The 15,140-nt window shown below is 66.9% G+C and carries 13 protein-coding genes; 10 read left to right on the top strand and 3 right to left on the bottom strand.

Features of this window, described 5'->3' with window-relative positions:
* The first annotated feature begins 32 nt into the window (after nucleotides 1-32).
* Nucleotides 33-944: a DMT family transporter gene (locus tag IB278_RS09285; RefSeq protein WP_192323263.1), complete on the top strand. Its 912-nt coding sequence runs from the start codon at nucleotides 33-35 to the stop codon at nucleotides 942-944.
* Here IB278_RS09285 and IB278_RS09280 read toward each other — a convergent pair.
* Nucleotides 930-1,214 carry a DUF1488 family protein gene (locus IB278_RS09280; RefSeq protein WP_145744915.1) on the bottom strand — a complete coding sequence of 95 codons (285 nt, stop codon included), beginning with the start codon at nucleotides 1,212-1,214 and terminating at the stop codon, nucleotides 930-932. The two genes, IB278_RS09285 and IB278_RS09280, sit on opposite strands and share 15 nt — an antisense overlap.
* 126 nt (nucleotides 1,215-1,340) lie before the next feature.
* Between IB278_RS09280 and IB278_RS09275 the strand changes: the two genes are divergently transcribed.
* Nucleotides 1,341-2,492 (top strand): sensor histidine kinase, encoded by a 1,152-nt coding sequence (locus IB278_RS09275; RefSeq protein ID WP_192323262.1) that lies wholly within the window; start codon nucleotides 1,341-1,343, stop codon nucleotides 2,490-2,492.
* A 641-nt stretch (nucleotides 2,493-3,133) separates the two neighbouring features.
* Here the strand turns inward: IB278_RS09275 and IB278_RS09270 are convergent.
* Together IB278_RS09270 and IB278_RS09265 are read right to left on the bottom strand one after the other, a co-directional pair.
* A complete protein-coding gene (locus tag IB278_RS09270; RefSeq protein ID WP_145744921.1) occupies nucleotides 3,134-4,039 on the bottom strand; it encodes a response regulator transcription factor in 906 nt (301 codons plus the stop codon).
* Nucleotides 4,017-7,406 carry an ATP-binding protein gene (locus IB278_RS09265; RefSeq protein WP_192323261.1) on the bottom strand — a complete coding sequence of 1,130 codons (3,390 nt, stop codon included), beginning with the start codon at nucleotides 7,404-7,406 and terminating at the stop codon, nucleotides 4,017-4,019. The genes IB278_RS09270 and IB278_RS09265 overlap by 23 nt, the downstream gene beginning before the upstream one ends.
* Nucleotides 7,407-7,656: 250 nt before the next feature.
* Between IB278_RS09265 and urtA the strand changes: the two genes are divergently transcribed.
* The 8 genes from urtA (at nucleotide 7,657) to IB278_RS09225 (ending at nucleotide 15,111) form a co-directional block, all read left to right on the top strand.
* The gene (urtA, locus tag IB278_RS09260) at nucleotides 7,657-8,922 is read left to right on the top strand and encodes an urea ABC transporter substrate-binding protein (RefSeq protein ID WP_145744925.1); all 1,266 of its coding nucleotides are present in this window, start codon (nucleotides 7,657-7,659) and stop codon (nucleotides 8,920-8,922) included.
* A 148-nt stretch (nucleotides 8,923-9,070) separates the two neighbouring features.
* Nucleotides 9,071-9,985: an urea ABC transporter permease subunit UrtB gene (urtB, locus tag IB278_RS09255; protein ID WP_145744926.1), complete on the top strand. Its 915-nt coding sequence runs from the start codon at nucleotides 9,071-9,073 to the stop codon at nucleotides 9,983-9,985.
* A gap of 34 nt (nucleotides 9,986-10,019) precedes the next feature.
* Nucleotides 10,020-11,225 carry an urea ABC transporter permease subunit UrtC gene (gene urtC, locus IB278_RS09250; protein WP_145745214.1) on the top strand — a complete coding sequence of 402 codons (1,206 nt, stop codon included), beginning with the start codon at nucleotides 10,020-10,022 and terminating at the stop codon, nucleotides 11,223-11,225.
* A 17-nt stretch (nucleotides 11,226-11,242) separates the two neighbouring features.
* Nucleotides 11,243-11,986 carry an urea ABC transporter ATP-binding protein UrtD gene (urtD, locus tag IB278_RS09245; protein ID WP_145744928.1) on the top strand — a complete coding sequence of 248 codons (744 nt, stop codon included), beginning with the start codon at nucleotides 11,243-11,245 and terminating at the stop codon, nucleotides 11,984-11,986.
* 318 nt (nucleotides 11,987-12,304) lie between these two features.
* Nucleotides 12,305-12,994 (top strand): urea ABC transporter ATP-binding subunit UrtE, encoded by a 690-nt coding sequence (urtE, locus tag IB278_RS09240; protein WP_145745216.1) that lies wholly within the window; start codon nucleotides 12,305-12,307, stop codon nucleotides 12,992-12,994.
* Between the two features lie 27 nt (nucleotides 12,995-13,021).
* Nucleotides 13,022-14,254 (top strand): formamidase, encoded by a 1,233-nt coding sequence (fmdA, locus tag IB278_RS09235; RefSeq protein WP_145744930.1) that lies wholly within the window; start codon nucleotides 13,022-13,024, stop codon nucleotides 14,252-14,254.
* Between the two features lie 11 nt (nucleotides 14,255-14,265).
* Nucleotides 14,266-14,613: an FmdB family zinc ribbon protein gene (locus tag IB278_RS09230; protein WP_145744931.1), complete on the top strand. Its 348-nt coding sequence runs from the start codon at nucleotides 14,266-14,268 to the stop codon at nucleotides 14,611-14,613.
* 147 nt (nucleotides 14,614-14,760) lie between these two features.
* Nucleotides 14,761-15,111 carry an alpha/beta hydrolase gene (locus IB278_RS09225; protein WP_192323260.1) on the top strand — a complete coding sequence of 117 codons (351 nt, stop codon included), beginning with the start codon at nucleotides 14,761-14,763 and terminating at the stop codon, nucleotides 15,109-15,111.
* Nucleotides 15,112-15,140 lie beyond the last annotated feature (29 nt).

Raw genomic sequence — 15,140 nt, 5'->3', positions numbered from 1 at the left:
ACTGCGGGCTTCGCATTCAACGGAGCCAGCATATGACGGTCAACGCGCGCCTTTCAGCCGGCCTGGCCGCCGGCGCGGCTTCGGCGCTGATCGCGGGCATCTGGCAGGTGGCCACGCGCCACTCGACCACCACCACGATCGCGCCGGCCGACCTGGCGATCCTGCGCTACGGCATACCGGCGATCGTGCTCATGCCTGTGTGGCTGCGCGTGGGGCTGCTGCCGCGCGGGGTGCCGCTGCGTTGGCTGACCGGGATGGTGCTTGGCGCGGGGCTGCCGTTCGGACTGGTGGCGATGAGCGGCAGCAGGTTCGCCCCGTCGGCGCACATGGGTGTCTTCATGGCGGGCGCATGTCCGCTCTTTGCTGCGGGCCTGGCCTGGATGTTCTGGCGCGAACGCCCGGACCGCGCGTGCGCATCGGGGTTGCTGTTCCTTGCGGCGGGCATCGGCATCCTGGGAGCGGGCAGCTTCCGCGGCGTCGATGCGGGCGCCTGGCGCGGCGATCTGCTCTTTCTTCTTGCGGCCGCGCTGTGGGCCGGCTTCTCGCTGTCGTTCAGGCGCGCCGGCCTCGGCGCATGGCAGGGCGCGGCCGTCGTCAGTGCGTGGTCAGCGATCCTGCTGGTGCCATGGCTGCTGTGGCGCGGCGGAACGGGCCTCGTCGATGCGCCGCTGCGCGACGTGCTGTGGCAGGCGCTGATGCAGGGCGCGGTTGCGGGCCTGCTGGGGCTGTGGATCTTCGGCGCCGCGGTCGTGCGTCTTGGTGCGTCGCAGGCGGCGGCATTCGGAGGGCTGGCACCCGTTTTCTCCGCATTGGGCGGATGGTGGTGGCTGGCCGAGCCCGCCACGGGCATCGATCGGATCGCCATTGCCAGCGCCGTGATCGGCGTGACGCTGGCCAGCGGTGCCTGCACGCGCGGTGCGCGCGTGGATTCAACCGCGGGGTAGATCGAACTCGCGCAGCATCACGGGCTCGATCGAGCCCTGCGCCGCCCGCCGGCGCACGGCCGCTTCGAGCTGGTCCGCGTACTGCGCGTAGATTTCCATCGGGTCGTCGCCCTGCGCGCCGGGCCGGAAGCGGTAGCGCAGGACATCCCTGCTGATGCTCGCGCCCATGTGCTGGCCATCGATGAGCACCCAGAAGCGGACCGTGCCGGAGGCCTCGTGGAAGAAGGGAGGATCGAGGGGATCGGTCCCGGATGGAGGCTGTTCAGGCATGGAATGTGTTCCGGTTCGAGAGGCCCCAGGATACGCTTCATCGAGTACCCCTTTTTCCCGGCGCCTGTCCAGCCGTTGTTCGCCGTGCCTCTTGCTGCCCTGCACGGGGTGCATACTCCGCCCTGCATGCGCCTGAGCCAATTCATCAAGGACAACATCGAACCCATTCTTGTCGAGTGGGAATCCTTCGCACGAACGATGATCCCGCCGGCGGAGACCATGTCCGTTGTCGAACTGCGCGACCATGCGCATGAAATCCTGCTGGCCATTGCCGGCGAAATGGAATCGGCTCAGTCGGAAAAGGAGCGCGAGGCAAAGTCCAAGGGGCTCGCGGTGCCGTTCCTGAAAGAGACTTTTGCCGCCGAACACGGTGGCCTGCGCCAGCGCGTGGGGTTCGACCTCTCCCAGCTGGGCGCCGAATATCGCGCGCTGCGGGCCACGGTTCTTCGCTTGTGGATGGGGCACATCGGCACGGTCGATGCGACGGTCCTGGAAGAAGTGGTGCGCTTCAACGAAGGCATCGACCAGGGCCTGGCCGAAGCCATGGCCACCTACTCGGACCATGTGGCCAACTCCAGGGACACCTTCCTGGCCGTGCTGGGCCACGACCTGCGAAACCCGTTGAGTGCGCTCAGCTCCTGCATCCATCTGCTCGAGCTGGGGGGCGAGGCCAAGCCCAGGGCGCGCACGCTCCAGATCGCCAGGCGAAGCATCGCGTCGATCAACGACATGGTCACCGACCTGCTCGAGTACACGCGCACCCGGCTCGGCCGCGGCATCGAGGTGGTTCCCCAGCAAGGCAGCCTGAGCGCCCTGTGCCAGGAGGCTTTCGACGAGGTCTGCGCGGCCTATCCCAAGCGGGTGCTCGTCGCCGAGATTCCGACCGACGTGGTCCTGATGTTCGACGCACCCAGGATGCGCCAGGTCCTCACCAACCTGCTGAGCAACGCCGTGCAGCACGGAGACCCCGCCCATCCCGTCGCGCTGGTGATCCGGGACGAGGGCGCGTATGTGACCCTGATCGTCAGGAACCAGGGAAGGCCGATTGCTCCCGATTCGATGCAGGTGATCTTCAATCCGCTGGTGCAGGTTGCAACGCGCGAATCGGCACCGCATGAGCGTCCCGCCACGAGCCTGGGCCTCGGCCTCTACATTGCGCGTGAGATCGTGACAGGACACGGCGGCACCATCACGGTGGCCTCCTCCGCGGAGGAAGGAACGGCCTTCACCGTCCATCTGCCCCGCGGCGGCAAGCAGGTGGCCCCGGACGGCGCGTGAGGCCGACGATCTGATTCGGAGGGCTTGCAGACAGGCCCCGCCCAGCTGTCCATTGCATGGCACCGGCGACTGGACCGGCCTGCCATGAAGACTTTGGACTACAAGCCGGGTTTCCGGCTGCGTCTAGCTTGGCCTTGTCGAAACATCAACAAGGAGACCTCGATGAAGCTGACACGACGTATTGCACCGACCCTGGTTGCGGTTCTCATGGGCGCCTGCGTGGCCCCGCTTGCATTGGCTGCGGGCGGCGGCTCGGGAGGCGGCGGTGGGGGCGCTGGCGGGGGCGGGGGAGGTGGCGGCGGCAGTGCCGGCGCAGGCGTAGGTGCCGGTGCGGGAGGCAATGGCGCCGGCGCGGCCAGCGGGTCCAATGCCTCGGCCAATGCAGCCACCCCGGCGACACCCGCCACGCCCGCGACGCCAGCCACGAGCACATCGCCTGCAACGCCAGCCACGCCTGCGACGCCGGCCACCCCGTCGCAGCAGTCTTCGTCTTCGTCGTCCACGATGTCAGCCACGCCCGCGACGCCGGCAGTGCCCGGTTCCAAGGCCGACAGCACGACGACGACGCCTGCGGTGCCTGCAACGCCGGCACCGAAGAGGTAAGGAACGGGGCCAGCCTGTCTGCCCGCCCGATGGCTGGATCAGGCCAGTTGCCCGCTGGCCAGTGCCGCGGCGGCAGCGCGCGTCTCGACGCCCAGCTTCTCGAAGATGTGCTCGAGATGCTTGTTGACCGTGCGCGGGCTGGTGCCGAGGATCTCGCCGATGTCGCGGTTGGTCTTGCCCTTGGCGAGCCATGAGAGCACTTCGGTCTCGCGCGGTGTGAGCGCCGCTTCGGCCAGCCGGGCCGAGGGCGTGCCCGCGGTCCCCTCGCGCTGCGTCGCGAACAGCAGCATGGTCTCGCCGAGCGCCGCGGCGCCGAGGTTGCGCACCGAGATGCGTGCGCCCGCCGTGGTGACCAGCGCAATGGCTGCACCAGGCGCCAGCGCGGATTCGAGCGAGGCGGGCAGCAGCCCGGCGGCCGGCGGTGCATCGAGTGCGTGGAGCCACAGCGCAGCCTGCGGCGAGCGCCATGCGATGCGCCCGCGCGCGTCGACGAAGACCACGCCCATGCCGGCCACGTCGACCGCGTCGCGCGCCATGCGCGTGATGCGTGCGTTGCGCGTGTGGGTGTGCAGCCGTGCCAGCACCTCCTGCGCGCGGATCGGCTTCACCACGTAGTCGACACCGCCGCATTCGAAGCCCTCGACCACGTGCGCCGTCTCCGAGAGGCCGGTCATGAACAGCACCGGAATGTGCGCAAGCGCCGCATTGGCCTTGATGCGCCGGCAGGTCTCGAAGCCCGACAGGCCGGGCATCAGGCCGTCGAGCAGGATCGCGTCGGGCACCACCAGTTCGAGGCGCTGCAGCGCAGCCTCGCCATCGGCCGCGACGAGCACGGTGTAGCCGCTGGATTCGAGGGTGTCGCACAGCATGCCGAGGCTGCTGGGGGCGTCGTCCACCACCAGCACCACGGGGCGTTCGGTTTCAGGGGGCGAGAGTGTCTGCATCTTGTTCTGCGAGTGCCTTGCGGAGCTTGTCGAGTTCGAAACGGTTGACCATGCCGCGCAGCCAGGTGCAGGTGGCCGCGGCCGGCGGGGATGCGGCGGCGAGCCGGTCGAGCACCTGGTGCAGGCCGCGCACATGTCCCATCTGCACCAGCCGCATCAGCTCGGCGCGGTCGTCTTCCGAGAGCGCGAGCTGCACCGGCCGTGGCGCGATGTCGACGGCGGGCGGCATTGCGGCGTCGCTCGACGCCAGCCATTCGAGCCCGAGGTGGCGCTCCAGCGTGGCGATCAGCTCCGACTCGATGACCGGCTTGCCAACGAAGGCCTGGCAGCCCGCGGCGCGCAGCAGGTCGCCCTGGTTCTCGAACATGTTGGCCGAGACGATGATGATCGGCAGGCGATCGAAGCCCGAGGCGCGCACCAGTGCCGCGGTCTGCCAGCCATCCATGTCGTCCATGGTGAGGTCCAGCAGGATGGCGGAAGGCAGGTTCTCGCGCAGGCTGTCCAGGCATTCGGTGCCGCTCGCGGCCTCGCGCACCTCGAAGCCCAGCGGTGCGAGCATGCCGGCCAGCATCTGGCGCTGCACCGGCTGGTCGTCGACCACCAGCAGCGTGCGCCGCGCGCCGATGTAGCCCGACACCGGCCGCCGTGTCTCTGCCTGGGGGCCGGGGTCGGCCACTTCGCGCAGGTACACCCGCACGCTGAAGGTGCTGCCCGCGGGCGAGGTAGCGGCCAGCGCGAGTTCGCCGCCCATCAGCGATGTGAGCAGGCCTGTGATGGTGAGGCCGAGGCCCGTGCCGGGCTCGCCGCGCCGGCGCCCGGCGGCGCCGCGCTCGAACGGGAGAAAAATGCGCTGGTGGTCCTGCGGCGCCACGCCGATGCCGGTGTCGACCACGTCGAAGCGCAGCACTTCGCGCCGCGCATCCACGTGCAGCGTGACCGTGCCGCTGTCGGTGAAGCGCACCGCGTTGGCCAGCAGGTTGATGAGGATCTGGCGCAGCCGCTTGGCATCAGCATGCACCCAGGGCGGCAGCCGCCCGCTGTGGGTGTACACGAACGCAAGGCCCTTGTTCTCCGCCTGCGGCCGCACCATGTGCACCACCTCGTCCAGAAACGCCGGCAGCGCGAGCGCAGCGGGCTCCAGCTGCAAGCGTCCGGCCTCGATGCGCGCGAGGTCGAGCAGGCCGTCGATCAGCCCGAGCATGTGCTCGCCGCTGCGCTGGATGGTCTGCACGGCTTCCCGCGGCGGCGCCACGGCCTCGCCCTTGAGCAGGATCTGCGAGTAGCCCAGGATGCTGTTGAGCGGCGTGCGCAGCTCGTGCGTCATGCCGGCCACGTAGCGGGTCTTGGCCTGGTTGGCGGCTTCGGCGGCTTCCTTCGCGGTCTGCAGGGCGGCGTCGGTGCGCTGGTGCGCCTCGATCTCGACAGTGAGCAGGTGGTTGTGGCGGTTCGATTCCTCCTGCGCCATCTGCCGGCTCTCGCTGCCCAGCACGATCCACCAGGCGGCCACCGCCGCCACCAGCGACAGCAGCGCGAACACCTTGAGGAAGGCGCTGCGCAGGGCCGGGTCCACCGCATCGGCGCCCACGATGGCCTCCTGCGCATACACCACGCCCATCACCGTGGCCAGCAGCGCCACCAGCGAAGTGGCCACCATCAGGTAGTGCGCCACGCGAAAGTTGAGCCGGCCCGACAGCGCGGGCGGCAGCAGCGCCTGGAGCCAGCCGCTCATCTGCTCGGCCGCGCGGGAATCGGTCTTGCAGCGGTCGTGGCAGCGCGATTCGAGCGTGCAGCACAGCGAGCAGATCGGCGCGCTGTAGGCCGGGCAGTGCGCCATGTCTTCCGACTCGAAGCTGTTGTCGCACACCGAGCACTTCACGATCTGCCCGGGCGTCCAGCGCCGGATGTCGCTGCGCGCCAGGTAGTAGCGCCCGCGCGTGCGCCAGGCCAGCAGCGGCGAGACCAGAAGCGCCGTGATCAGCGCGATGAAAGGCGAGAACGCGCGGGCCCACTGGCCCAGCACGCCGGAATACGCCAGCATGGCGAGCGCGGCCGCCACCAGCATCGCACCCAGGCCGACCGGATTGATGTCGTACAGGTGCGCGCGCTTGAACTCGATGGTGCGCGGGCTCCAGCCCAGCGGCTTGTTGATGACCAGGTCAGCCACCAGCGCGCCGACCCAGGCAATGGCGATGTTGCTGTAGAAGCCCAGCACGTGCTCCAGCGCCGCGAACACGCCCAGCGTCATCAGCAGGATCGCGATGACCACGTTGAACACCAGCCACACCACGCGCCCCGGGTGGCTGTGCGTGAGCCGCGCGAAGAAGTTCGACCACGCCAGCGAGCCCGCATAGGCGTTGGTGAGGTTGATCTTCATCTGCGAGACCACCACGAACAGCGTGGTGATCGCCAGCACCCAGGCCGGATCGCGCAGCACGTACGAAAAGCCCGTGAGGTACATCAGCGTGGGCTCGACGGCGTGCCTGGCGGGAATCTCGTGCTGCAGCGCCAGAAAGGCCAGGAAGGCGCCGCCCATCATCTTGAGCATGCCCGGCACGATCCAGCCCGGGCCCGCCACCAGCACCGCGGCCCACCAGCGGCCCCGGTTGGCGGCGGTCTTCTCGGGCAGGAAGCGCAGGTAGTCGACCTGCTCGCCGATCTGCACCACCAGCGAGAAGGCCACCGTGGCGGCGGCGCCGAACATCAGCGGGTCGAAGCTGCTGCTGTCGGAGCTGCGGCCCACCAGGCCGGTGAAGTCGGCATACAGCCCGGGCTTCTTCACCAGCACCGCGATGAAGGGGCACACGAACAGCACGATCCAGATCGGCTGCGTCCACAGCTGCAGGCCCGAGATCAGCGTGATGCCGCGCATCACCAGCGGCACGATCACGATCGACGACAGCAGGTAGAGCAGCGGCAGCGGCCAGTCGAGGTACAGCTGCAGCGCCAGCGCGAGGATGGCCGCCTCCAGCGCGAAGAAGATGAAGGTGAAGCTCGCGTAGATCAGCGAGGTGAGGGTGGAGCCCAGGTAGCCGAAGCCCGCGCCGCGCGTGAGCAGGTCCATGTCCACGCCATGCCGGGCCGCGTAGTAGGAGATCGGCAGGCCGGTGAGGAAGGTGATGAGCCCCACCACCAGGATGGCCCAGAGCGCGTTCGAGAAGCCGTAGCTCAGCGCGATGGCGCCGCCGATGGCCTCCAGCGCCAGGAACGAGGTGGCGCCGAAGGCCGCGTTGGCGACGCGGAACTCCGACCACTTGCGAAAGCTGCGCGGCGTGTAGCGCAGCGCGTAGTCCTCCAGCGTTTCGTTCGCAACCCACGCGTTGTAGTCGCGGCGGATGCGAAAGATCTTCTGGCCGGTGACGGATGGCATGGTGGGCTCTGGCGGCGAGGGCGGCGTTGGCATGGCAGGCAGACACAGCAAGAAGCGCTCCCTGCAACTGCCCGGCCTGTGCACGGCCTGCGAGTCTGGCCGCTGGAGGCGTCCTGGCCGCTACGTTGAATGACGTATTCGCGGTGGCGCAGGTGATTTCTAAAGTACCAGCCATGGTGCTCGGGGCACCTTCCGATGCACTGCGATGGTGCGCGGCTCTTCTTTCCAACAACCTGCCTGGAGTTTCCTGATGTCGCGTGATTCCGATCCCTCCCTCGATGCCCTGGCATTGCGCCGCCGCCGATTGCTGCAAGGCGCCGCCGCGCTGCCCGTGATGGGCCTGAGCGGCCTGAGCTTCGGCCAGTCGCAGTTCCCCACCGCCAAGGTCAATACCACCAAGCTTGCGGTGACCGACACCGAGGTGACCGTGGGCCAGCTGCATTCGTCCTCCGGCACCATGGCCATTTCGGAGACCGGCTCCATCCAGGCCGAGCAACTCGCCATCGACCAGATCAACGCGATGGGCGGCATCCTCGGCCGCAAGATCAAGGTCATCAAGGAAGACGGCGCCTCCGACTGGCCGACCTTTGCCGAGAAGTCGAAGAAGCTATTGGTCAACGACCACTGCGCCGCCGTCTTCGGCTGCTGGACCAGCGCCTCGCGCAAGGCCGTGCTGCCGGTGTTCGAGAAGGAGAACGGCCTCCTGTACTACCCGACCTTCTACGAAGGCCTGGAGCAGAGCAAGAACGTGATCTACACCGGCCAGGAAGCCACGCAGCAGATCATCTGGGGCCTGGACTGGGGCGCCAAGGAGAAGAAGGCCAAGACCTTCTTCCTCGTGGGCTCCGACTACATCTGGCCGCGCACCTCGATGAAGATCGCGCGCAAGCACATCGAGAACTTCCAGAAGGGTTCGGTCAAGGGCGAGGAGTACTACCCGCTGGGCCACACCAACTTCAACTCGCTGATCAACAAGATCAAGGTGGCCAAGCCCGACTGCATCTTCGCGGCGGTGGTGGGCGGCTCCAACGTGGCCTTCTACAAGCAGCTGAAGGCCGCGGGCATCACGGGCGACAAGCAGTTCCTGCTGACGCTGGCCGTGACGGAAGACGAGATGACCGGCGTGGGCGGCGAGAACTTCGCGGGCTTCTACTCGTCGATGAAGTACTTCCAGACGCTGGACAACCCGAACAACAAGAAGTTCGTGGAGGCCTTCAAGGCCAAGTACGGCAAGGACGCGGTGATCGGCGACGTGACGCAGGCGGGCTACCTGGGCCCGTGGCTCTGGAAGGCGGCGGTGGAGAAGGCCGGCAGCTTCGACGTGGACAAGGTGGTGGCCGGCTCGCCGGGCATCGAGCTGAAGACGGCGCCTGAAGGCTACGTGAAGCTGGACGCGAACCATCACCTGTGGAGCAAGGCGCGCATCGGGCAGGGGCAACTGGACGGGACGTTCAAGGTGGTGGCGGAGTCGAGCGAGCTGATCAAGCCGGATCCGTTTCCGAAGGGGTACCAATAAATCCCTGATGACTTTCTCCCTCCCCTTCCGGGGGAGGGCAGGGGTGGGGGCAAGCGGCGTTGCCAATGGGCACGCCCTGCCTGCCCCCATCCCAACCTTCCCCCGGAGGGGGAAGGAGCCAATACCCAAACACCTGGAACCTGTCGCCATGACTCTGTCGGACATGATGAACATCGGCCTCATGCAGGGCTTCGCGGGGCTGAGCCTTTTCGCGGTGCTGTTGCTGATGGGCCTGGGCCTGGCGATCATCTTCGGCCAGATGGGCGTGATCAACATGGCGCATGGCGAGTTCATGACCATCGGCGCCTATTCCATCTACCTGGCCGCGCGCGTCACCGAAAGCCTGGCGCCGGCGTTCATGCCGTACTACTTTCCGATCGCGATCGGCCTGGCCTTCGTGTTCGCCTTCATCGTCGGCTGGATCGTGGAGTGGGTGCTGATCCGCCACCTCTACAAGCGCCCGCTCGACACGCTGCTCGCCACCTGGGGCGTGAGCCTGGGGCTGCAGCAGATCTTTCGCACCTTCATCGGCCCGAAGGAAGTGAGCCCCACGCTGCCCGAGTGGCTCATGGGCTCGTGGACGCCGCACGAGGGCCTCGACATTCCGATCAACGGCCTGTTCGTGCTGGCGCTCACCGCGCTTGTGACCGGCGGCGTGCTGATCGCACTGCACAAGAGCCGTTGGGGCCTGCGCGTGCGTGCCACCGTGGCCAACCGCACCATGGCCAACGCTACCGGCATCGACACCATGAAGACCGACCGCCTGACCTTCGCGATCGGCTGCGGCATCGCCGGCGTGGCGGGCGCGGCCTTCACCACCATCGGCTCGACCGGGCCGACCTCGGGCTCGCTCTACATCGTCGACGCTTTCCTGGTCGTCACTTTCGGCGGCGCGGCCAGCCTGCTGGGCACCGTGGTCTCGGCCTTCGGCATTGCGCAGACGCAATCGGTCTCGGAGTTCTTCATGACCGGCTCGATGGCCAAGGTGCTGACGCTGTCGCTGATCGTGCTGATCCTGATGATGCGGCCGCAAGGGCTCTTCGCCGTCAAGGTCCGCCGCTGATGAACCCGAACCCTTCCTGGAGAACGTTCCGATGATGAATTTCATCAAGGCCTCGATCCTGCGCTACCAGCTCGGCAGCCTCTTGCTGCTGGTGCTGCTGCTGGCGGTCGTGCTGCCGCTGTCGCTCGACATCTTTCGCCTCAACCTGGTGGGCAAGTACCTTACCTATGCCTTCGTGGCCGTCGGCCTCGTGATGGTGTGGGGCTACGGCGGCGTGCTGAGCCTGGGGCAGGGCGTGTTCTTCGGCATCGGCGGCTACGCGATGGCGATGTTCCTCAAGCTCGAAGCCTCCGACCCCGTTACGACCAAGATCCAGTCGACGCCCGGCATTCCGGACTTCATGGACTGGAACCAGATCACCGAGCTGCCCGCGCTGTGGCTGCCGTTCAAGAGCCTGCCGCTGAGCCTGGCGCTGGTGGTGCTGGCGCCGATGGCGCTGGCCTGGCTGGTGAGCTTTGCGATGTTCAAGCGCCGCGTGGGCGGCGTGTACTTTGCGATCATCACGCAGGCGGTGGCGCTGATCTGCACCGTGCTCATCATCGGCCAGCAGGGCTACACGGGTGGCGTCAACGGCATGACCGACCTGAAAACGATGCTGGGCTGGGACACGCGCACCGACGGTGCCAAGTACGTTCTCTACTACGTCTGCGTCGGCCTGCTGATCGCCAGCATCGTGCTGTGCCGCTGGATCCAGACCAGCAAGCTCGGCACGCTGCTGCTCGCCATGCGCGACAAGGAAGACCGCGTGCGCTTCTCGGGCTACGACGTGTCGAACTTCAAGGTCTTCATCTTCTGCCTGGCGGCCGGGCTCTCGGGCATCGGCGGCGCGATGTTCGCGCTGCAGGTGGGCTTCATGTCGCCGAGCTTCGTGGGCATCGTGCCGTCGATCGAGATGGTGATCTTCTGCGCCGTGGGCGGCCGCATGAGCCTCGTGGGCGCGGTCTACGGCGCGTTGCTGGTGAACGCGGGCAAGACGCTGTTCTCGGAGAGCTTTCCGGACCTGTGGCTGTTCCTGATGGCCGGCCTCTTCATCGGCGTGACCATGGCCTTCCCGATGGGGCTCGCAGGCCTGTGGGACGAAAAGATCAGGCCCTGGTGGAAGGAGCGCCGCAAGGCGCTGCGCGAGGCCGCGGTGCAGCCGCCCGTATCCACGCCGATGCCGCCCACACCTGTCTCTCTTTCCTCGCCGTCTTCGCCCGCACCGCAGTTGCCTGAAGGCGTTGGCAGCCAGAGCGCCTGAACCCGGAGCCACACCTCATGAGCAACACCGACTTCGCGCTTGCCGTGGAAGACCTCAGCGTTTCGTTCGACGGCTTCAAGGCTATCGACGACCTCACGCTCTACATCGACAGGAACGAGCTGCGCGTGATCATCGGCCCCAACGGCGCGGGCAAGACCACGCTGCTCGACCTGATCTGCGGCAAGACGCGCGCCAGCGGCGGCAGCATCAAGTTCAAGAACACCGAGCTCACGAAGATGGCCGAGCACAAGCGCGTGCGGCTGGGCATCGGCCGCAAGTTCCAGACGCCGTCGATCTACGAGAACCTCAGCGTGTTCCAGAACCTCGAGGTGTCTTTTCCGAAAGGCCGCTCGGTGCTCGGCGCGCTGGCGTTCAAATGCGACGACGAGGTCAAGGCCAAGGTGCAGGCGGTGGCCGAGGACATCGGCCTGGCCGACCGGCTGCGCACCGAGGCGGGCCTGCTGAGCCACGGGCAGAAGCAGTGGCTGGAGATCGGCATGCTGCTGATGCAGGAGCCCGAGTTGCTGATGCTCGACGAGCCCATTGCCGGCATGAGCGCGCGCGAACGCGAACTCACGGCCGAGCTGCTCAAGCGCATCTGCCAGAACCGCGCGGTGATCGTCATCGAGCACGACATGGCGTTCGTGAAGCAGATCGCACACAAGGTCACGGTGATGCACCAGGGAAAGATCCTGGCCGAAGGGCCGATGGAGAAGGTGCAGGCGGATCCGAAGGTCATTGACGTTTATCTGGGGCACTAGATGAAGTGCAGTCGTTCAGGGCGCGCTCCCGCCGACGGGGTACGCGGCGAAGCGAATGTCCCCCGGCCTTCGGCCTCCTCCTTTATTTCGCTGCGCAAGGCACCCCATCGACGTGATCGTTGGGCAGAGCGGCTGTTGATCAGCGGTACACCCACAGCGCGTCCAGATGCGCAGGGCATCGGGTGCTCCCCGCAGCGAAATAAAGGAGGAGCCGAAGGCGGGGGACATTCGCGGAGGGGAGTACCCGGTGGCCTGTGCACCCGCCCTGGACAACAGCGGCAAGAATCAACAACAGGAGCCTGAGAGATGAGCAACATCATGCTGAAGGTCGAAGACCTGCACGTAGCCTACGGCCAGAGCGAGGCGTTGCATGGCATTTCCTTCGAGGGCCATGCCAACGAGACCGTGGCCATCATGGGCCGCAACGGCATGGGCAAGACCACGCTGTTCAAGAGCCTCATGGGCGTGCTGCCCATCAGGAGCGGGCGCATCGAGGTCGCGGGCCAGGACGTGTCGCGCGACGAGAGCTTCAGGCGCGTCGCCAAGGGCATCGCCTACGTGCCGCAGGGCCGCATGATCTTCCCGACCCTCACAGTGGAAGAGAACATCCAGACCGGCCTCGAGAACTCGAAGACAAAACGCATCCCCGAAGAGATCTACGCCCTGTTCCCCGTGCTCTGGGACATGAAGCGCCGCAAGGGCGGCAACCTCTCCGGCGGCCAGCAGCAGCAGCTGGCCATTGCGCGCGCCCTCGTCACCGATCCCAAGGTGCTGCTGCTCGACGAGCCCACCGAAGGAATCCAGCCTTCGATCATCAAGGACATCGCCAAGGCGCTCAACGAGATCCGCAAGCTGCGCGGCATCACCATCGTCGTGTCCGAGCAGGTGCTGAGTTTTGCGTTGGACGTGGCTGACCGGCTCTTCGTGATCGAAGGCGGTCGGCTCGTACACGAAACGGCGCGCGACAAAACCGATGTCGATCACATCAAAGCCTATCTCTCCGTTTAACCACAACCCAACCAGGAGCCACTGCAAATGACGGACACGCTGATCAAGGTCGACCTGACCAAGACGCCCACCGAGAACGAGATGATCCACAACCGCTGGCATCCGGACATTCCGATGGCCTGCTGGGTCAACCCGGGCGACGATTTCATCCTCGAGACCTTCGACTGGACCGGCGGCTTCATCAAGAACAACGACAGCGCCGACGACGTGCGCGACATCGACCTGAGCACCGTGCACTACCTCTCGGGCCCCGTGGGCGTGAAGGGCGCCGAGCCCGGCGACTTGCTGGTGGTGGACCTGCTCGACATCGGCGCCAAGCAGGACAGCCTCTGGGGCTTCAACGGCTTCTTCTCGAAGAAGAACGGCGGCGGCTTCCTGACCGACCACTTTCCCGAAGCGCAGAAATCCATCTGGGACTTCAAGGGCATGTTCACCAGCTCGCGCCACGTGCCGGGCGTGAACTTCGCGGGCCTGATCCACCCCGGCCTGATCGGCTGCCTGCCCGACAAGCCGATGCTCGACATGTGGAACGAGCGCGAGGGCAAGCTCATTGCCACCGACCCGGACCGCGTGCCCGGCCTGGCCAATCCGCCGTTCGCCGGTACCGCCCACATGGGCAAGATGACCGGCGAAGCGCGCGCCAGGGCGGCGGCCGAAGGCGCGCGCACCGTGCCGCCGCGCGAGCACGGCGGCAACTGCGACATCAAGGACCTGTCGCGCGGCTCGAAGGTGTTCTTCCCGGTGTACGTCGATGGCGCGGGCCTCAGCGTGGGCGACCTGCATTTCAGCCAGGGCGACGGCGAGATCACCTTCTGCGGCGCCATCGAGATGGCCGGCTGGGTGCACATGAAGGTCACGCTCATCAAGGGCGGCATGGCCAAGTACGGCATCAGGAACCCGATCTTCAAGCCGAGCCCGATCACGCCGCAGTACAACGACTACCTGATCTTCGAAGGCATCTCGGTCGACGAGGCCGGCAAGCAGTACTACCTGGATGTGAACGTGGCCTACCGCCAGGCCTGCCTGAACGCCATCGAGTACCTGAAGAAATTCGGCTACTCGGGCGCGCAGGCCTACTCGATCCTGGGCACCGCGCCCGTGCAGGGCCACATCAGCGGCGTGGTCGACGTGCCCAACTCCTGCGCCACGCTCTGGCTGCCCACGCAGATCTTCGACTTCGACATCAACCCGAACGCAGCGGGGCCGATGAAGATGATCGACGGCAGCATCGACATGCCGCTCTCGCACGACCTGGCCTGACGGACGCGCCCATGCCCACCTACGACTACGCCTGCGGCCAGTGCGGCGGCTTCGAGGCGCTGCGGCCTTCGGGCCAGCGCGACGAGCCCGCCGCGTGCCCCGACTGCGGCTGCGCATCGCCGCGCGTGCTTTCGGCGGCGCCGCGGCTCGCGTTGATGGCCTCTGGCACGCGCCGCGCGATGGAGACCAACGAGCGCGCCCGGCACGAGCCGGGCAGCTCGCGCGACTACGCGCGCTTCAAGCATCCGGCGGGCTGCGGCTGCTGCTCGGGTTCGTCGTCGCGGCGCAGTGCGACAGTCACGGCGGCGAACGGCGCCAAGTCGGCGCCTTCGAAGCGGCCCTGGATGATTTCGCACTAATGCCGGGCTAATAATTTGTGGCGTGCAGCGGGCCGGCGCCGGCCGATTGTTTCAATCCCGTGAACGCCGCGATTCCGTTTGCGGCGGTTTTTTTGGGGCCTTCAGGATCACACTTCATTTCACCAACCAACCCATTAGGAGATTGAAATGAATGCCTCGAAAGTCCTCGCTGCTGCTGCCCTCTCGCTCCTGGCTGCCGCCGGTGCGCATGCAGAAACCTACGAAGGCGTGCTGACCGTGAACTCCGGCGTCTCGCGCGCCGAAGTCGCGCCGCAAGCCGTTGCCGCCGCCCGCGCCGGCAATGAATACAGCGACGGTGCCGCCGCTGGCGCACAAGCCTTCACCTCGACCGCCGACCGTGCAGTGATCCAGGCCGAAGCCGTTGCCAAGGCGCATGACCCGCTCGCAAGTCTCGACCGCCGCGCGTTCTACCGCGACGAAGTGCCGCAAGCCTACAAGAAGCCCAGCGTGTCGTTCACGCGCCAGGCCGGCCTCTGAGCCGAAGCTGGCCCTTGATCGGCGCAATG

Source organism: Variovorax sp. VRV01 (genome assembly GCF_014852545.1).
GTDB classification, from domain to species: domain Bacteria; phylum Pseudomonadota; class Gammaproteobacteria; order Burkholderiales; family Burkholderiaceae_C; genus Variovorax; species Variovorax beijingensis_A.
This window is presented reverse-complemented; position numbering and strand designations above follow the sequence as displayed.